General features: G+C 65.5%; 12 protein-coding genes and 1 tRNA gene. 9 read left to right on the top strand and 4 right to left on the bottom strand.

Going from position 1 to position 19264, the window contains the following annotated elements; translation table 11 throughout:
* Positions 1-47 precede the first annotated feature (47 nt).
* A complete protein-coding gene (locus K408_RS0106315) occupies positions 48-266 on the bottom strand; it encodes a hypothetical protein (protein WP_230646518.1) in 219 nt (72 codons plus the stop codon).
* A gap of 155 nt (positions 267-421) precedes the next feature.
* A tRNA-Arg gene (locus K408_RS0106310) sits at positions 422-498 on the bottom strand.
* Between the two features lie 388 nt (positions 499-886).
* Here K408_RS0106310 and K408_RS0106305 point away from each other — a divergent pair.
* From K408_RS0106305 to K408_RS0106280, 6 genes are all read left to right on the top strand, one after another.
* Positions 887-6091, top strand: coding sequence for an alpha-2-macroglobulin family protein (locus K408_RS0106305; protein ID WP_024337778.1), 5205 nt, complete (start codon positions 887-889; stop codon positions 6089-6091).
* A gap of 111 nt (positions 6092-6202) precedes the next feature.
* Positions 6203-8314 (top strand): penicillin-binding protein 1C, encoded by a 2112-nt coding sequence (gene pbpC / locus K408_RS0106300; RefSeq protein ID WP_024337777.1) that lies wholly within the window; start codon positions 6203-6205, stop codon positions 8312-8314.
* Between the two features lie 51 nt (positions 8315-8365).
* Positions 8366-10108, top strand: a complete 1743-nt coding sequence (locus K408_RS0106295; RefSeq protein WP_024337776.1) for an ArnT family glycosyltransferase — start codon at positions 8366-8368, stop codon at positions 10106-10108.
* Between the two features lies 1 nt (position 10109).
* Positions 10110-10955: a phosphatase PAP2 family protein gene (locus K408_RS0106290; RefSeq protein ID WP_024337775.1), complete on the top strand. Its 846-nt coding sequence runs from the start codon at positions 10110-10112 to the stop codon at positions 10953-10955.
* Positions 10956-11020: 65 nt separating this feature from the next.
* Positions 11021-11758 carry a glycosyltransferase family 2 protein gene (locus K408_RS0106285; RefSeq protein ID WP_024337774.1) on the top strand — a complete coding sequence of 246 codons (738 nt, stop codon included), beginning with the start codon at positions 11021-11023 and terminating at the stop codon, positions 11756-11758.
* The gene (locus K408_RS0106280; protein ID WP_008559030.1) at positions 11755-12093 is read left to right on the top strand and encodes a lipid-A-disaccharide synthase N-terminal domain-containing protein; all 339 of its coding nucleotides are present in this window, start codon (positions 11755-11757) and stop codon (positions 12091-12093) included. The genes K408_RS0106285 and K408_RS0106280 overlap by 4 nt, the downstream gene beginning before the upstream one ends.
* Positions 12094-12102: 9 nt before the next feature.
* On the opposite strand, the gene K408_RS0106275 is transcribed toward K408_RS0106280, so the two are convergent.
* Positions 12103-13794: a Na/Pi cotransporter family protein gene (locus K408_RS0106275; RefSeq protein ID WP_024337773.1), complete on the bottom strand. Its 1692-nt coding sequence runs from the start codon at positions 13792-13794 to the stop codon at positions 12103-12105.
* Between the two features lie 133 nt (positions 13795-13927).
* Positions 13928-15112: a cystathionine beta-lyase gene (gene metC, locus K408_RS0106270; protein WP_024337772.1), complete on the bottom strand. Its 1185-nt coding sequence runs from the start codon at positions 15110-15112 to the stop codon at positions 13928-13930.
* 381 nt (positions 15113-15493) lie between these two features.
* On the opposite strand from metC, the gene K408_RS0106265 reads away from it, so the two are divergent.
* Genes K408_RS0106265 through K408_RS0106255 form a run of 3 tightly spaced genes read left to right on the top strand, consistent with a single transcriptional unit; the run spans position 15494 to position 19256 of the window.
* Entirely contained in the window at positions 15494-16510 is a 1017-nt protein-coding gene (locus K408_RS0106265) for an amino acid ABC transporter substrate-binding protein (protein WP_024337771.1), read from the top strand.
* 23 nt (positions 16511-16533) lie between these two features.
* Complete coding sequence (locus K408_RS0106260) at positions 16534-17739, top strand: amino acid ABC transporter permease (protein WP_024337770.1); 1206 nt, start codon at positions 16534-16536, stop codon at positions 17737-17739.
* The gene (locus K408_RS0106255) at positions 17736-19256 is read left to right on the top strand and encodes an amino acid ABC transporter permease (RefSeq protein WP_024337769.1); all 1521 of its coding nucleotides are present in this window, start codon (positions 17736-17738) and stop codon (positions 19254-19256) included. Before K408_RS0106260 ends, K408_RS0106255 begins: the two co-directional genes overlap by 4 nt.
* Positions 19257-19264 lie beyond the last annotated feature (8 nt).

Raw genomic sequence — 19264 nt, 5'->3', positions numbered from 1 at the left:
TGGGTGAATGCGATGTCCGTTCGACAGCTCCGCGAGCGCGCTTCGCATCAATCGGTCGCCAGGCACTGCTCCAAGGCCGGCTTCTCTTGGCCGCCACGCGCCCACTCCTGAACGGCGAAGGCAAGGTGATGCTGACCCATCGCGGCGCCGACGATCGATGCCTGCGCCACTTCGATAGGCTTCTTGACAACGTTCGTATTCACGACGCCTGCGTCGATCGCCAAGTATGACATCGCGACGATCGCCACCGCAGATGCGATCGCCATTCTGGTCCACTCGGGTTGAGGCATTGGGATCCTGTTCGGGTGCACTTCGCCCGGCGCATAGATAGGGCTGATGTGGAAGCTTCAAAGCCCGGAGCGAAGCGACCCACGCGTTCGTGAACGAGGTCCATCAGCGCAAGAATTGGCGATGCAAGAATTGGCGATCCCGGCAGGACTCGAACCTGCAACCCGCGGAGTAGAAATCCGCTACTCTATCCAGTTGAGCTACGGGACCGTCTCGAGCCGGCCGGTCTGGACGGCTGGCCGTTCATCTAGCAGCCAATATGAAAAATCTGGTGTTTCGCCAAGCCTGAACCGAACCCTTTTCCTCAATGCGGCGACAAAGCGGAACGGCGGGGTGTGGGGTCGAGCGGCAGCGGAACGGACGATCGGTTAAATCGCCAGGGCCGCTGAACAGCTTCCGGGACACGGTTGCCGGTCGACCGGCCATGTCAGGCTGCGCCAACCGGAAGGGCGCGCGCGCCGCTACCTTGACCGGTTTGGTTAGGACTTGTCATGGCGCAATGCGGCGTTTTGTTCTTGTGGTTCCATCGCCTTGAGTCCGTCACCTTTCCGCGCATTTCATCTGACGCGGCGTTTGCCGCGATTTCCGGGAGTCCATCATGATCGCTTTGCTTCGCGCCGTCACACTCTGCGCCACGCTGGCGTTCGGCCTAAGCGCCGCGCAAGCCGCGGACAAGGCGTTCAAGCGCGACGATCTCGCTGATTCCGCGATCAAGCTGGAGGCGCAGATCAAGAGCGAGGCGGGGCCGGTCGCCAAGACCAGCGCGACGCTCAAGACGGACGCCGACGCCGCGTTCCGGCGCAATGATTACCGCACCGGCCTCTCGGTGCTCGGCCAGATCGCCGCCACCACGCCTGAAGATGCCGGCAATTGGCTGCGCCTCGCCAAGGTCATCTTCCAGATCACCCCCAAGAGCTCGAGCGAGCAGACGTTCCTCCTGGAGCGGGCCTCGACTGCGGCCTACATCGCCTATCAGCGTGCAGGAAATCCGGGCGTGGAGGCCGACGCACTCGCCGTGCTCGGCAAGTCGTTCGCCGAGCGCAAGCTGTGGCGGCCGGCCCTGGACGCATTGCGGCTATCGCTGGACATGCGCGAGGTCGCCGACGTCCGCGGCCAGTACGAGAAGATGCGGGACGAGCACGGCTTCCGGCTGCTCGACTATACCGTAGACTCGGATTCGGCGAGCCCGCGCGCCTGCTTCCAGTTCTCGGAGGAGCTCGCCAAGCGCACCGATTTCGCACCGTTCCTGGCGCTGGCGGGCCAGGACAAGCCGGCGTTGTCGGCCGAGGGCAAGCAGCTCTGCGTCGACGGGTTGAAGCACGGCGAGCGGTACAACATCAATCTGCGTGCCGGCCTGCCGTCCACGGTGAAGGAGGGCCTGCCGAAATCGGCCGAGTTCAACATCTATGTGCGCGACCGCAAGCCCTTCGTGCGCTTCACCAGCCGCGCCTATGTGCTGCCGCGGAGCGGCCAGCGCGGCATTCCCGTCGTCAGCGTCAATACGCCCGCCGTCAACATCAACGTCTTCCGGATCGGCGACCGCAACCTGATCAACACGGTGGTCGACAGCGATTTCCAGAAGACCCTGTCCAAATACCAGCTCAGCGATCTCGGCGACGAGCGCGGCGTCAAGGTCTGGTCCGGCGAGCTCGCAACCGCGATGACGCTGAACCAGGACGTCACCACGGCATTCCCGGTCGACGAGGCGATTGGCGAGCTTCAGCCCGGCGTCTACGTGATGACAGCCGCCGCCAAGGGCCCGGGCTCGGACGACGACTACCAGATCGCCACGCAATGGTTCATCGTCTCCGATCTCGGCGTCTCCGCCTATTCCGGCAATGACGGCATCCACGTCTTCGTCAACTCGCTGGCTTCGACCGATCCGGTTGGCAAGGCCGAGGTGCGGCTGGTCGCGCGCAACAACGAGATCTTGGCGACGCGCAAGACCGACGAGTCCGGTCACGTGTTGTTCGAGGCCGGCCTTGCGCGAGGCGAGGGCGGGCTGTCGCCAGCGCTGCTGACCGTCACCGGCGAGAAGGCCGACTACGCCTTCCTCAGCCTGAAGAGCTCGGCCTTCGACCTGTCCGACCGCGGCGTCTCGGGGCGCACCGTCCCGGCGGGTGCCGATGCCTTCGTCTATGCCGAGCGCGGCGTCTACCGTTCCAGCGAGACCGTCTATCTGACCGCGCTGTTGCGCGACGGGCAGGGCAATGCCGTCACCGGGGGACCGATGACGCTGGTGATCGAGCGTCCTGACGGCGTCGAATTCCGCCGTGCCGTGCTGGCAGACCAAGGCGCCGGCGGCCGCACGCTGGCCGTGCCGCTCAACTCGGCTGTCCCGACCGGCACCTGGCGGGTGCGCGCCTTCACCGACCCGAAGGGATCGTCGGTCGGGGAAACCACCTTCATGGTCGAGGACTACGTCCCCGATCGGATCGAATTCGACCTGTCCGCCAAGGACAAGCTTATCAAAGCTAACGTTCCAGTGGAGCTGAAGGCGGACGGCCATTTCCTCTACGGCGCACCGGCCTCAGGCCTTGCGCTTGAAGGCGACATGCTGGTCGCGCCTGCGAGCGAGCGGCCGGGCTTTGCCGGCTACCAGTTCGGCGTCGACGACGAGGAGACCACCTCGAACGAGCGCACGCCGCTGGAGAACCTGCCCGAAGCTGACGCCAACGGCGTCGCGACCTTCCCGGTGACGCTGGACAGTCAGCCGGCATCGACCCGGCCGCAGGAGGCGCAGATCTTCGTTCGCATGGTCGAGACCGGCGGGCGCGCCGTCGAGCGCAAGCTCGTGCTGCCGGTCGCGCCGGCCGCTGCGCAGATCGGCGTCAAGCCGCTGTTTGGCGAGAAGAACGTCGCCGAGGGCGACAAGGCCGAGTTCGACGTCGTGTTCGTCTCGCCGGAGGGCAAGCAGCTCGCTCGCGACGGTCTGCGGTACGAGCTCCTGAAGATCGAGTCGCGCTACCAATGGTATCGCCAGAACAATTACTGGGAGTACGAGCCGGTCAAATCGACCTCGCGCGTCGCCGACGGCGATGTCGCAATCGCGGCCGACAGGCCGACGCGGATCTCGCTCAGCCCGCAGCCCGGCCGTTATCGGCTCGATGTGAAATCGAACGAGGCCGACGGCCCGGTAACCTCCGTGCAGTTCGACGTCGGCTGGTATTCGGATGGAAGCGCCGACACGCCTGACCTCCTGGAGACATCGATCGACAAGCCGCAATACGCCTCCGGCGATACCATGACGGTGTCCGTCAATGTCCGTAGCGCCGGCAAGCTGACCGTCAATGTGCTCGGCGACCGTCTCCTGACGACTCAGACCATCGACGTCAAGGAAGGCACCGCCCAGGTGAAGCTCCCGGTCGGCAAGGACTGGGGCACGGGGGCCTATGTGGTGGCGACGCTGCGCCGTCCCCTCGATGCGGCCGCCCAGCGCATGCCGGGCCGGGCGATCGGCCTGAAATGGTTCGGCATCGACAAGCAGACCCGCACGCTCCAGGTGAAGCTGACGCCGCCGGCGCTGATCCGGCCGAACGCCGCGCTGAAGATCCCGGTCAAGCTCGACGGGCTCAATCCGGGCGAGGACGCCAAGGTGGTGATCGCCGCGGTCGATGTAGGCATCCTCAATCTCACCAATTACAAGCCGCCGGCGCCTGATGATTTCTATCTCGGCCAGCGCCGCCTGACCGCGGAGATCCGCGACCTCTACGGGCAACTGATCGACGGCATGTCGGGCACGCGCGGCCAGATCAAATCCGGCGGCGATGCCGGTGCGGGCGAGCTCCAGGGTTCGCCGCCCACGCAGAAGCCGCTCGCGCTCTATTCGGGCATCGTCACCGTCGCCGCCGATGGGACCGCCGAAGTCAGCTTTGACATTCCCGAGTTCGCCGGCACCGCGCGCGTAATGGCAGTGGCATGGACCGCAACCAAGGTCGGCCGCGCCAACACCGACGTTGTGATCCGCGATCCCGTGGTGCTGACCACGACCCTGCCGCGCTTCCTGCTCAATGGCGACCACGGCACGGTCAACCTGGAGATCGACAACGTCGAGGGCCAGGCCGGCGATTACGCCATCAACGTGAAGACAGGCGGCCCGGTGAAGATGACGGGCAATCCCGCCACGACCGTCAAGCTTGCCGCCAAGCAGCGCAACTCCTTCTCGCTCGCGCTTGACGCAACGGCGGCGGGGCAGGCGACGCTCGATGTCGACATCAAGGGGCCGAATGGCCTTGCCCTGGCGCGCCATTATGCGTTCGACGTCAAGCCGGCGACCCAGGTGCTCGCGCGGCGCTCGGTCCGGACGCTGGCCAAGGGCGAGAGCCTGACGCTGACCTCGGACATGTTCTCCGATCTCGTGCCGGGCACCGGCAGCGTCTCGGTTTCGGCGAGCCTGTCGACCGCGCTCGATGCGGCGACGATCCTCAAAGCGCTCGACCGCTATCCCTACGGCTGCTCGGAGCAGATCACGAGCCGGGCCATGCCGCTGCTCTACGTCAATGACCTCGCAGCCGGTGCGCATCTGGCCATGGACACGGAGGTCGACCAGCGCATCCGCGACGCGATCGAGCGGCTGCTGGCGCGCCAGGGCTCGAACGGCTCGTTCGGGCTCTGGTCGGCGGGCGGCGACGATGCCTGGCTGGATGCCTATGTGACGGACTTCCTGACCCGCGCCCGCGAAAAGGGCTTTGCGGTGCCGGACGTGCTGTTCAAGAACGCGCTCGACCGTATCCGCAACTCCGTCGTCAATGCCGACGAGCCGGAGAAGGATGGCGGCCGCGAACTCGCCTACGGCCTCTACGTGCTCGCACGGAACGGCGCAGCCCCGATCGGTGACCTCCGCTATCTCGCCGACACCAAGCTGAACAACCTCGCGACCCCGATCGCGAAGTCCCAGCTTGCGGCGGCGCTGGCGCTGGTTGGCGATCGCAACCGCGCCGAGCGGGTCTATGGTGCCGCTCTCGACAGCCTCGCGCCGAAGCCGGCGCTGGAGTTCGGCCGCACCGACTACGGCTCGCAGCTTCGCGACGCCGCAGCGCTGGTGTCGCTCGCCAGCGAAGGCAACGCGCCGAAGGCGACCTTGACGAAGGCGGTAGTGCGGGTCGAGACCGCGCGCGGGCTGACACCCTACACCTCCACGCAGGAGAATGCTTGGCTCGTGCTGGCGGCGCGCGCGCTCGCCAAGGAGAACCTTTCCATGGAGGTGGACGGCCAGCCGGTGAAAACCGCGCTGTACCGCAGCTACAAGGCTGCGACACTGGAAGGCAAGCCGATGAAGATCACCAACACCGGCGACGCACCGGTGCAGGCGGTGGTCTCGGTGTCGGGCTCGCCGGTGACGCCGGAGCCGGCGGCATCGAACGGCTTCAAGATCGAGCGCACTTACTTCACGCTCGACGGCAAGCCCGCCGACATCAGCAAGGTCAAGCAGAACCAGCGCTTTGCGGTGGTGCTGAAGATCACCGAGGCAAAGCCCGAGTACGGCCACATCATGGTCTCCGATTATCTCCCGGCCGGTCTCGAGATCGACAATCCGAACCTGGTGTCGTCCGGTGACAGCGGCACTTTGGACTGGATCGAGGATGGCGAGGAGCCCGAGCATACCGAGTTCCGCGATGACCGTTTCACTGCGGCGGTCGACCGCGCCTCGGACTCCAAGTCCGTGTTCACCGTCGCTTATGTCGTGCGCGCGGTCTCGCCCGGCAAATACGTCCTGCCGCAGGCCTATGTCGAGGACATGTACAATCCATCGCGTTATGGGCGGACCGGCACGGGCACTGTCGAGGTACGCGCCGCGAAGTGAGACGAGCTCGAATCTGAGTTGAACTGGATGAGCGCAGCGGAGCCACACAACCAGTCGTCATGCCCGGGCTTGACCCGGGCATCCACGGCCGCAGCGGCGGTGGATGACGGCGTGGATGGCCGGGTCAAGCCGGGCCATGACGGGCGGCGAGGGCGGATAGCCTTTCGTCTGCTGTCAGCCGCTGCGTTCACGCTCATCCTCGCCCTCGTCGGTTTCGTCGGCTGGGTCTACTCTCTCGGTCCTCTCCCGCTCGACGAGGCCCGCCGGGTCTCCACCACCATTGTCGATCGCAACGGCAAGCTGCTGCGCGCCTATGCCATGGCCGACGGGCGCTGGCGGTTGCCGGTCGATGCCAAGACCAGCGTCGATCCCACGTATCTGAAGCTGCTGTTCGCCTACGAGGATCAGCGCTTCTACGCCCACAACGGCCTCGACCCGCTTGCGCTCGGGCGCGCGGCGTTGCAGCTCGGAACGCGCGGCCACATCGTCTCGGGCGGCTCGACCATCTCCATGCAGCTCGCGCGGCTGATGGAGCCGCGGCGCCAGCGTTCGCTCTATGCCAAGCTGAGGCAGATCGTGCGCGCGATCGAGCTCGAGCGAACGTTGAGCAAAGAGCAGATCCTCGATCTCTATCTCGCGCTGGCGCCTTACGGGGGCAACCTTGAGGGCATCCGCGCCGCGTCGATTGCCTATCTCGGCAAGGAGCCGAAGCGGCTGTCGCTGGCCGAGGCCGCCCTGCTGGTGGCTCTGCCGCAATCGCCGGAGACGCGCCGGCTCGATCGCCATCCCGAGGCTGCCCGCATCGCGCGCGACCGTGTGCTCGACCGCATGGTCGGGGAGCATCAGGTCAGTGCGGAGGAGGCGAAGCAGGCCAAGGCCGTTCCCATTCCGAAGCTGCGCAAGCCGATGCCGATCCTGGCGCCGCACGCCTCGGACGCCGCGCTGTCGATGATCAAGGATAAGCCGGTAGTCAAGCTGACGCTGGATGCGAACCTGCAAAAGGTGCTGGAGCCGCTGGCGCGCGACCGCGCCATCGCGCTCGGGCCCAACATCTCGGTCGGCATCATCGTGGTCGACAATGAGAGCGGGAACGTGCTCGCCCGCGTCGGCTCGGCCGATTATTTTGACGAAAGCCGGGCAGGGCAGGTCGACATGACACGTGCGATCCGCTCCCCGGGCTCGACGCTCAAACCCTTCATCTACGGGCTCGCCTTCGAGGACGGCTTCGTCCATCCCGACAGTCTGATCGACGACCGTCCGGCCCGCTTCGGCTCCTACGCGCCGGAGAACTTTGACATGACCTTCCAGGGCACGGTGCCCGTGAAGAAGGCGCTGCAATTGTCGCTGAACGTGCCGGCCATCGTGCTGCTCGACCGCGTCGGCTCCAGCCGGCTGGCGTCGCGACTGCGCCAGGCCGGCGGCAACCTGGTCCTGCCCAAGGACGAGGCGCCAGGGCTCGCCATGGGCCTCGGCGGGGTGGGCGTCACCCTTCAGGATCTCGCCCAGCTGTATGCGGGCTTCGCCCGGCTCGGCACCACGAGGCCCATTCGGGAGATCATGTCTGACAAGGACGACCGCGAGCCGATGCGGTTGCTGGATCAGGTCGCAGCCTGGCAGGTCGGCAACGTGCTCCTGGGTACGCCGCCCCCGGAGAACGCCGCTCATAACCGCATCGCGTTCAAAACCGGAACGTCCTATGGCTACCGCGATGCCTGGTCGGTCGGCTTCGATGGCCGCATGACCATCGGCGTCTGGGTCGGCCGGCCCGACGGCGCCCCAGTTCCCGGCCTGATTGGCCGCGTCGCCGCGGCGCCGATCCTGTTCGACGCTTTCGCGCGGAGCGGCAAGACGCTTGTCCCGCTGCCCAAGGCGCCCAAGGGAACCCTGGTTGCCAGCAACGCCAAGCTGCCGCTGCCGCTGAAGCGGTTCCGCCCAGTCGGAGAATTGGTGCGCGCCGGAAGCGAGCAGCCGCTGCACATTCAGTTTCCGCTCAACGGCTCGCGGATCGACGTCGACCGATCGGGTGGTCGGGAAAGCGCAGCCATGCCGGTCAAAGTCGCCGGCGGCGTGTTGCCGATGACCGTCATGGTTAATGGCACCGCGCTCGGCGAGATCGACGGTCGCCGTCAGCGGCTGATCGATCCGCCCGGTCCCGGCTTTGCCCGGCTCACCGTGATCGATGCCACGGGCGCCGCGGACACAGTCGTCATTCGAATTCAATGATCCCTGCCTCAAGCGGTTGTGGCGATGGCGGTTTCGGCGTAAGCGGAACCAATGGCCGAGACCTACCCAAGCCCCCGTTTTGGAGCACCCCGAGAGTCGAAATCGCCCGCAAATCCGGGCAGCGGTCTCGTGCGCATGCTCGACATCGTCACGACCAGCCATGCGCGCGCCGTCGGCTTCCTGGTTCTGTGCGCGCTACTGCTCTTCCTGCCGGGCTTCTTCACCATCCCGCCGATCGACCGCGATGAGGCGCGGTTCGCCCAGGCCACCAAGCAGATGGTCGAGAGCGGCGACTACGTCGACATCCGCTTCCAGGAGGACGTCCGCTACAAGAAGCCCGTCGGCATCTACTGGTTGCAATCGGCGACCGTGGAGGCGGCGTCGCTGCTCAAGCTGCCGAGGGCGGAATTGCGCATCTGGGTCTATCGGCTGCCGTCGCTGATGGGCGCGATCGGCGCCGTGCTCATGACCTATTGGGCCGCGCTCGGCTTCGTCACGCGGCGTGCCGCCGTGCTTGCCGCACTGATGATGTGCGCTTCCGTGCTGCTCGGCGTCGAAGCACGGCTCGCCAAGACCGACGCCATGCTGCTGTTCTGCGTCGTGGCCGCAATGGGCGCGATGGCGCGGGCCTATGTGTCCTGGCAACGAGCCGAGGACGAGACGCATCCGCCCTGGAGCTGGCCCGCGATCTTCTGGACTGCGCTCGCTGTCGGAATCCTGATCAAGGGCCCGCTGATCCTGATGTTCGCGGGCCTGACCATCGTTGCGCTCGCGATTCAGGATCGCGATGCTTCCTGGCTGTGGAAGCTGCGCCCGGTGTGGGGCCTGATGTGGATGCTGGTGCTGGTGCTGCCCTGGTTTGTCGCGATCTTCTGGCGCGCGGGCGACACCTTCTTCACCACCTCCGTCGGCGGCGACATGCTGAGCAAGCTGGGTGCCCAGGAATCCCACGGTGCACCGCCCGGACTCTACCTCGTGCTGTTCTGGATCACCTTCTGGCCCGGTGCGCCGCTTGCAGCGATGGCGGCTCCCGCAGTCTGGCGGGCCCGGCGCGAGCCCGGCGCGCAATTTCTGCTGGCCTGGCTGATCCCGTCCTGGATCGTATTCGAGGCGGTGCTGACCAAGTTGCCGCATTACGTGCTGCCGCTCTATCCGGCGATCGCGATCCTGACCGCAGGCGCGGTGGAGCAGCGCGTGCTGTCGCGTTCCTGGCTGGCGCGCGGTTCGGCCTGGTGGTTCGCGATCCCCGCGGGCGCCTCGATCATCGCGGTCGTGGGCGCGGTGATCCTGACGCGGCAGCCGGCATTCGTGGCCTGGCCGTTCTTCGCCGCCGCGCTGATCTTTGGCCTGTTCGCCTGGTGGCTCTACGACAACAATCGCGCCGAGCGCTCTTTCCTCAACGCGCTGGTCGCCGCGCTGATGCTGGCGGTGGCGGTCTACGGCATCGTGCTGCCGTCACTGACGCCGCTGTTTCCGAGCATCGAGATCGCGCGCGCGCTGCGCAACGTCACCTGTGTCGGGCCGAAAGCGGCTGCGGCCGGTTATCACGAGCCCAGCCTCGTCTTTCTGGTAGGCACGCGAACCTTGCTCACTGACGGTTCCGGTGCCGCCGATTTCCTCGGGCAGGGCAGCTGCCGCTTCGCGCTGATCGAGCAGCGCTCCGAGCGTAGCTTCGTGCAGCGCGCGGAGGCGATCGGGCTGCGCTACAAGGTCGGCGCCCGCATCGAGGGCTACAACTTCTCGCAAGGACGCGCGATCTCGATCTCGATCTTCCGCTCGGAAGGCACCGAGTAGGATGCGGGCCCCGGCCGACAGTGCGCCGCGCGCCGGCTATCCCGCGCAAGTGCTCGCCGTGACCAGGCGCGGGCTGGCGCAGCTCGTGCGCTCGCCCTCGCATTCGCGCCGGGCCGAGGCAGCCCGCAAGCTGGCGCGGCATTCGCTGTGGCTTGCCGTGGCCGGCTCGATCGCGATCATTGCGCTCATGGTCACCTTCGACCAGACCGAGATCCAGCTGATGCCGCCCCGCGGGACACCCAGCCTCTGGCCGATCCGTATCCTCACCGACTTCGGGAAGGACGAGTATCTGCTCTCGGTGCTGGGGGCTGCGCTGGTGGTCCTCGCCTTCGTTGCGGCGGGACTACATGGGACTCGCCGCGCGCTGCTGCTCGGCTTCGGCACGCGCCTGCAATTCCTGTTTCTGTCGGTTGCCGTCTCGGCATTGGTGACCGAGATCCTGAAATACGTCATCGGTCGTGGACGTCCGTTCGTCGGCGGCACGCCCAATCCGTTCAACTTCGTTCCATTCGAAGGGACTGGCGCTTATGCCAGCCTGCCCTCGGGGCATGCCGTGGCCGCATTCGCCCTCGCGTTTGCCGTGTCGTCGCTGTGGCCGCGCCTGCGCGCCTTCATGTTCACTTACGCGATCGTGATTCTCCTGACGCGCCTCGTGCTGCTTGCCCATCATCCGAGCGACGTCGTTGCCGGCGCCCTGGTGGGCACGGCCGGCGCCATGGCGGTCCGCTACTGGTTCGCGGCCAGACGGCTCGGTTTTGCGATCCGCTCTGACGGCACCATCGTGCCGCTTCCGGGGAGGGTTTCGAACCGCCTCAAAAAGGTTGCCCGCGGGGCATCTGCCACATAAAAGCGGCTGCCTGCGGGGGGCGCCGGTTCCCTTTGAGGCGGCCAATTCCAACCACGAGCCTTGATTTGTCGACGTCCCAGCCCTCGGTTTCCATCGTCGTTCCCGTGCGCAACGAAGCCGACAATATCGCGCCGCTGATCGCGGAGATCGGCGCGGCGCTCGATGGCCGGTGGCCGTACGAGATCATCTACGTCAACGACGGCTCCACCGACGCGACGGGCGAGCGTCTCGCCGCCATCATGAAGCAGCGGAGCAATCTGCGTCAGCTTCGCCATGCGCGATCGGGCGGCCAATCCGCCGCCGTGCGCAGCGGCGTGCGTGCGGCGCGCGGAGAGATCGTGGCGACGCTCGACGGCGACGGCCAGAACAACCCGGCCTTCCTGCCCGACCTGATCGCGGCGGTCGAGAAAGGAGCAGGGCGCGTGGGGCTCGCTGCCGGCCAACGCGTTGGCCGCAAGGACACCGGCTTCAAGAAGTTCCAGTCGCGCGTGGCGAACGGGGTACGCAACGCGATCCTGAAGGACGGGACGCGCGATACCGGCTGTGGCCTGAAGGCGTTTCGGCGCGACGTGTTCCTGATGCTACCCTATTTCGACGGGCTGCATCGCTTCCTGCCGGCGCTGGTCCGCCGGGAAGGTTACGACATCGCCTATGTCGACGTGATCGACAGGCCGCGCCATTCCGGCGTGTCGAACTATGGCTTCTTCGACCGGCTGTGGATCGGCATCATGGATCTCGCGGGCGTATGGTGGCTGATCCGCCGCAAGAAGCCGACGCCGGAAGTGACCGAGGTGCATGCATGATCATCCAATACGGTCAGGCGCTCAGCAACTATCTCTACGACGTCTTCGTCGCCAAGTTCGACTTCTGGCTCGCGTTCGGGCTCGTCGCGCAACTGTTCTTCACCGCGCGCTTCCTGGTGCAGTGGATCGCGAGCGAACGCGCCGGCAACAGCGTAGTCCCGATGGCGTTCTGGTTCTGCTCGATGGGCGGCGGGCTGATGACGCTGGTCTACGGCGTCGTGAAGCGCGAGCCCGTGATCATCCTCGGACAGTCCCTTGCGACCGTCATCTACATCAGAAACATCATGCTGATCTGGAAGAACCGCGGCACCGCCTCGAAGACACTGGACCGCTGATCCAAGGCGTCATCGCGGCAATGCCGACGCTGCGCCTGATGCGGGCAGGGTGACGGTGTCCACCTCGGCTCTGCGGTAAGGCTCGCCGGCCGCATCGAGCACGGGATAGGCGACCGAGCAGATGTGCGAGTGGATGCGCCTGAGGTCGCGCAGCACGTCCAGATGCAGCGAGGTGGTCTCGATGGTCTCCGGGCGGCCCTCGCGAAGGCGATCGAGATGCCGCTCGACCGCGGCAAGCTCGGTGTTGCGCAGCGCCGTCTTCTCTACCAGCAACTTGCGCGCCTCGGTGGCGTCCCCCGACATGAAAACGCCGAACGCGATGCGCAGGGAGTCCATCGTGCGCTTGTGAAACGCGGCGAGTTCCTCGGCCCCTTCCGCCGAGAACTGGAAGCGCCGCTTGATCTTCTTGGTGGCGAGCTCGCTCAGGCTCTTGTCGATGATGTCGCCGATATGTTCGAGGTTGATGGCGAAGGAGATGATCTCCATCGCGCGGCGCCCTTCGCTCTCGTCGAGGCTGCCCCGCATCAGCTTGGTCACGTAGAGCTTGATGGCCTCGTCGAGACCATCGACGAGATTGTCCATCTTGGAGACCTGGTCGACCAGCGCACGGTCGCCGGACATCATCGCGGTCATGACCTTGCGCAGCATCACCTCGACGAAATCGCCCATGCGGAGCGTCTCGCGGGCGGCGTCGGCGAGTGCCAGGGACGGCGTTTCCAGCGCGGTCTCGTCGAGATAGCGCGGGCCGGCGGGATCGGCCTCCTGGACGCGATCTGGCAGGAGGCGGGTGAGCAGGCGCGACATGGTGTCGAGCAGGCCGATGAAGAGGATGGCCGTGCCGACATTGAAAGCGATGTGGAAGGCCGCGGTCATCCTCGCAAGATCGGGCTGCCAGGCGTGCATGTGCCCGGCGACGTCACCCAGGAAGGGCAGGACGAGACCGATCCCGACCACGCGGTTGACGAGATTGCCGACCGGCAGGCGATAACTCGCCGGGTCGTCGCGCCTGGCGCCCTCGAAAACTGGATTGATGGCGCTGCCAAGATTGGCCCCGAGCACCAGCGCCAGTGCCGCTTCGGGCGAGATGAACTGCGAATAGGCGAGGGACATGATCAGCAGCACGCTGGCGACGCTCGAATGCACCGCCCAGGTGACGAGAGCGGCGATGACGACGCACAGGATGGGATCGCCTGTGATGGCCGACATGACGATGCGGACGCCGGGCGCGTTCTCCGCCGGCGCCAGCGTATCGAGCAGGATGTGCAGCGAGAGCAGCATCAGGCCGAGGCCGATGCAGACGCGGCCGATGTCCTTGATCCGGGATCGCGGGCCGGAGCGGAAGGCGACGAGCCCGAGCACGAACAGCACCGGCGCGACGGCCGCAATGTTGAACGACAGCACCTGCACGATCAGCGTGGTGCCGACATTGGCGCCCAACATGATGGCGAGCGCCGCGGCGAGGCTGACGAGCCCCTCGGCTGCGAACGAAGAAGTGATCAGGGCCGTCGCCGTGCTGCTCTGGAGCAGCGCGGTCAGCCCGAGGCCGGCGGCGAACGCGCTGGCGCGGTTGCCTAGCGCCTTGCCGAGCAGGCGTCTGAGGTCGGGACCGAAGGCGCGCAGGATCCCGCTGTGGACCATGTGCAGGCCCCACAATAGCAGCGCAACGCCGCCCATGAGATCGAGCAGAACCAACGTTCCCATGCTCCGTGTCCGGATTGGAGTCGATCGGTGAGGCTAGCGCCAAACGTCCGGCGTTCAAACCGTTTGTTGGGCAACGGGCGTTAACGCCTGCGGCGAATGCGCGTTCCTATGGCGCTGTGCCTTGTGAGCAGGCTCACGTTGCCGCCTTCAGGGCAGCGAAGCCGCGATCGAGATCGGCCTTCAGATCGTCAGTGTTTTCGAGCCCGATGTGGAGGCGCAATGTCGGGCCGCCGGGCGCCCATTTCGTCGCCGTGCGATAGCTGTCGCAGTCGAAGGGAATCGCAAGACTCTCGAATCCGCCCCACGAGAAGCCCATGCCGAACAGCTTCAGGGTATTGAGCATCGTGTCGACCGCCTTCTGCGGCGCCGGCTTCAGCACGATGCTGAACAGGCCTGATGCACCGGTGAAGTCACGCTTCCAGATCGCATGGCCGGGATCGGTCTCCAGGCCCGGATGCAGCACGCGCGCGACCTCGGGCCGGCCCGCGAGCCAGCGCGCCATGTCGAGTCCGGAGCGATGATGCTGCGCCAGCCGCACCGACAGCGTGCGCAGACCGCGCAGCGCGAGGAACACGTCGTCGGGACCGGCGCAGACACCGAGCAGGCGGATGCCCTCGTTGATCTGTGGCCAGGCCTTGGCATTGGCCGAGATGGTGCCGAACATGATGTCGGAATGGCCGCCGATATATTTGGTGGCGGCCTGCATGCTGATGTCGACGCCCTGCTCGAGCGAGCGGTGATAGAGCGGCGTCGCCCAGGTGTTGTCGTCGATGACGAGCGCGCCGCGCGCATGCGCGACCTCGGCCATGGCGCGGATGTCGGGCATCTCGAACGATTGCGAGCCGGGGGCCTCCACCAGCACCGCGCGGGTGTTCGGCTTGAACAGCTTGTCGACGCCGGCGCCGATCAGCGGATCGAAATAGGTGGTCTCGACGCCGTAGCGCGCCAGCATGCCGTTGCAGAAATTGCGCGAGGGCCGATAGATGTTGTCGACGACCAGGATGTGGTCGCCGGCCCTCAGCACCGAGAGCAGGGTGGTGGAGATTGCCGACAGCCCCGACGGCACGATGCCCACGCCGGCGCATTGCGGCCCCTCCAGCGCCATCAGCGTCTCCTGGAACGCCTTGGTGGTCGGGGAACCGTGGCGGCCATAGGTGAACTCGCCGCGATGGGCATGCAGGTCCTCGGCGGTCGGATAGAGCACGGTCGAGCCGTGGAAGACAGGTGGATTGACGAACCCCCTTTGGGCCTTGGTGTCGCGGCCGGAGGTGACCAGCCGGGTCTCGGCGTGCTGCTCTTGAGGGTGCGAGGAGTCCATGCGCCTGCTTTCAAAATTTCCACCGGACGCATCGCGCCCGCGGTTAGGCCCGAAGGCCACTGTCGTTAATAACAGAACACAGAAGAGTCCCGTCAACCCCTTGACCGGGCAGGCCAGTCGTTCTGTGATGCGCAGGTGCTATTCAGTCGCCGCATGTTGAGGGGCCTGCCGCGACCTTCGATCCGATGTCTGACCGGGCCAGACGCCATAGCCACCAGGGCGGGCGCCGGGACAGGGATTAAGGTATGGATATGGCCTCCCTGCATCGGCGAGTGTTCGGCTAGGTTTGCCAGCATGACTCTTGCAGGGCTCTCCCCGGCACAGATGATCCCAGAGACAACGTTCCTGACCTTGAGACGACCTTTGAAAGGCCCAAAGCCCATGAAACGCGTAACCCTGGCTCTCACCCTTGCTCTCGCCGCAGGCCTGTCTACCCAAGCCGCCGATGCGCAAACGCTCAAGACGGTCAAGGACCGCGGCATGCTCTCCTGCGGCGTCAGCCAGGGCTTGCCCGGCTTCTCCTCACCCGACGACAAGGGCAACTGGACCGGCATCGACGTCGACGTCTGCCGTGCCATTGCGGGCGCGATCTTCAATGACCCGGCCAAGGTCAAGTTCGTGCCGCTGTCGGCCAAGGACCGGTTCACGGCGCTGCAATCGGGCGAGATCGACGTGCTCTCGCGCAACACCACCTGGACCATCTCGCGCGACACCTCGCTCGGCGCCAATTTCACCGGCGTGACCTACTATGACGGGCAGGGCTTCATGGTGAAGAAGTCGCTCAAGGTGAATTCGGCGCTCGAGCTCAACAGCGCATCGGTCTGCGTGCAGACCGGTACCACCACCGAGCAGAATCTCGCCGACTACTTCAAGGCGAACAACATGAAATACGAGGTGATCGCGTTCGCCACCAACGACGAAACCGTCAAGGCCTATGAAGCCGGGCGGTGCGACGTCTTTACCACCGACCAGTCGGGCCTCTACGCCAATCGCCTCAAGCTCGCCAATCCCAACGACCACATGGTGCTCCCGGAGATCATCTCGAAGGAGCCGCTCGGGCCGATGGTGCGCCACGGCGATGACCAGTGGTTCGACATCGTGAAGTGGACCCTGTTCGCGATGATCACCGCCGAAGAGCTCGGCGTGACCTCGAAGAACGTCGACGAGAAGGCGAAGCTGGAAAATCCGGAGCTGAAGCGCGTGCTCGGCAGCGACGGCAATTTCGGGGAACAACTCGGCCTGACCAAGGACTGGGTGGTGCGGATCGTGAAGACCGTCGGCAATTACGGCGAAGTTTTCGATCGCAACGTCGGCGCAGGCTCGCCACTCGCCATCAACCGCGGCCTAAACAATCTCTGGAACAAGGGCGGTCTTCAGTACGCGCCGCCGATCCGCTGATCACCCGGTCGGCCAGCAGCGGCATGAGCACCGAGGCCCGAAAGCCGCCGCCCCAGATCGCGCTGAAGATCCGGCGCATTCTGGGCGGCAGGGCAGGCTGGAACGGCGTTGCCGTCCAGTTTGCCTTCGCGGCGATCCTCGGCTGGATCGGCTATGAGATCATCTCCAATGCTCGTGCCAACCTGGAGAACCAGCATATCGCCGCCGGCTTCGGCTTCCTCAGGAACAATGCCGGCTTCGACGTCAACCAGACCCTGATCTCCTATTCCGGATCGGACACTTTCCTGCGCGTGTTCGTGGTCGGGCTTTTGAACACGCTGGTGGTCTCGGCGGTGGGTATCGTCTTTGCCACCGTGATCGGGTTCATCGTCGCGCTGTGTCGGCTGTCGCCCAACTGGCTCTTGTCGCGCGTCAGCGAGATCTATGTCGAGGTCATTCGCAACCTGCCGCTATTGTTCCAGATCCTGTTCTGGTACCTCGCGGTGCTCGCGGCCCTGCCCAATCCACGACAGAGCATTTCGCTGCTCGGCATTGCCTTCATCAGTAATCGCGGACTCGTCATTCCGAGCGCGATCGGCGAGCGCGGACTCGAACCGTTTTTGGCAATGCTGGCCTTCGGCGTCGTTGCGTCACTGGCCCTGCACTTCCATGCGCGGCGTGCGCTGTTTCGGCAGGGGCGGGTGATCCGGATCTGGCCCTATGTGCTGGGTCTGCTGTTCGGGTTGCCGCTCGCTACCGTCCTGATGTTCGGTCTGCCTTTAACCTTCGAGCTGCCGCAGCTCAGGGGGTTCAACTTCGCCGGCGGCTCGCGGATCATTCCCGAATTCGTGGCGCTGACGCTGGCGCTGTCGACCTATACCGCCGCCTTCATCGCCGAGATCGTGCGTGCCGGCATCCTGTCCGTTCACAAGGGGCAGATGGAGGCGGGGTCCTCGCTCGGTCTCAGCCGCGGCGCCACGCTCCGCCTCATCGTCGTGCCGCAGGCCATGCGCGTCATCGTGCCGCCGCTGACCAACCAGTATCTCAATCTCACCAAGAACTCGTCGCTGGCGGTCGCGATCGGCTATCCTGACCTGGTCTCGGTGTTCGCCGGCACCTCGCTAAGCCAGACCGGACAGGCGATCGAGATCATTGCGATGACGATGGGCATGTACCTCCTGATCTCGCTGTTCACCAGCGCTGTCATGAGCGTCTACGGTTGGCGCGTCAATCGGGGCCTCGGCGCATGAGCGATGTCACTTCGCTCAGCTTCGTGCGGCGGGATCTGCTCGCCGAGCGTCCCGCGCCGGTGAAGACCACCGGCTTCATCGGCCTGATGCGCACGCGCCTGTTCAACTCGCCGACCAACATCCTACTCACGGTCGTAGGTGCCTTGCTGCTCTGGTTCACCATCGTTCCCTCGGTCAAGTTCCTGATGGTCGATGCGGTCTGGACCGGCCAGGACCGCACCGCGTGTCTCCCCGAGAACGCAGGCTTTGTGGTCGGCGCCTGCTGGCCCTACATCCAGGCCAAGCTGCCCCAGCTGATCTACGGCTTCTATCCCGAGGCCGAGCGCTGGCGCGTCAACGTCACATTCCTCCTTTCAGCCGTCCTTCTCGTGCCGCTGCTCGTCCCGCGGCTGCCGGCGAAGGGCATCAACGCCAGCCTCTTCTTCGTCGCATTTCCGGTGGTCGCATTTTTCCTGCTGTACGGTGGCGGCATCAAGGGATTTGGCTTGAGCTGGACGGCCGGGCTGCTTCAGCTGTTCGACGAGAGCATTATCGGCGCCGGGCAGGCGCTGCTCAATCTGAGCAAGACATCCGCAATCGGCCCTCTGCTGTGGAGTCTCGGAAGCTTGATCATGCTGGTCGGCACGGCGATCTCCTGGTTGATCTTTCCGCTCACCTGGCTGAGCGATCATATCCAGGGGACGGCGCAACCGGTCTGGATCGATTTTGCCGTTACCGCCGCGATTGTCTCCCTCGTCGCCTTCGTACTGGGGGGCGGCGTTCGTGCTGGAGGGCGCGCTCTGGTGACCAGCGTCGCCGTTTTCATCGGCATCGCGGTCGTCATCCAGCTGATGGGCCTCGATCGCGGCGGATTACCGGTCGTGTCGACGAATCTGTGGGGCGGCCTTCTGGTGACCCTGGTGGTCTCTGTCACCGGCATCGTCACCTCGCTGCCGATCGGCATCGCATTGGCCCTTGGCCGCCGCTCCACGATTCCGTTGATCCGCATCTTTTCGATCACGTTCATCGAGTTCTGGCGCGGTGTGCCGCTGATCACCGTGCTGTTCTTCGCCACCTATATGTTGCCTCTGTTCCTGCCCGGCAATTTCAGCGTCGACGGGCTCGTCCGCGCGCTGATCGGCATTGCGCTGTTTACCGGGGCCTATCAGGCCGAGAACGTCCGCGGCGGGCTCGCTGCGATCCCGCGCGGGCAAAGCGAGGCGGCGGCCGCCCTCGGCCTGTCCTGGTGGAAAACGACCTCGCTGATCGTGTTGCCGCAGGCGCTGCGCCACGTCATTCCGAACCTCGTGAACAGCTTCATCTCGCTGTTCAAGGACACCTCGCTGGTCTCGATCGTAGCGCTGTTCGATCTTCTCGGCTCCCTTCGTGCCTCGTTCTCGGATCCGAAATGGTCGACGCCGTCGACGGCGTTCACGGGTTTCGCCTTCGCCGGGATCATCTACTTCGTCTTCTGCTTTGGCATGTCGCGCTACTCGCTGTTCGTCGAGCACCGCCTCAACGCCCACCGGCGCAACTGATCGAGGTC

This window comes from Bradyrhizobium sp. in8p8 (assembly GCF_000426845.1).
Taxonomy (GTDB): Bacteria; Pseudomonadota; Alphaproteobacteria; order Rhizobiales; family Xanthobacteraceae; genus Bradyrhizobium; species Bradyrhizobium japonicum_C.
The sequence above is the reverse complement of the archived record's forward strand: the minus strand, read 5'-3'. Positions and strand labels throughout refer to the sequence as shown.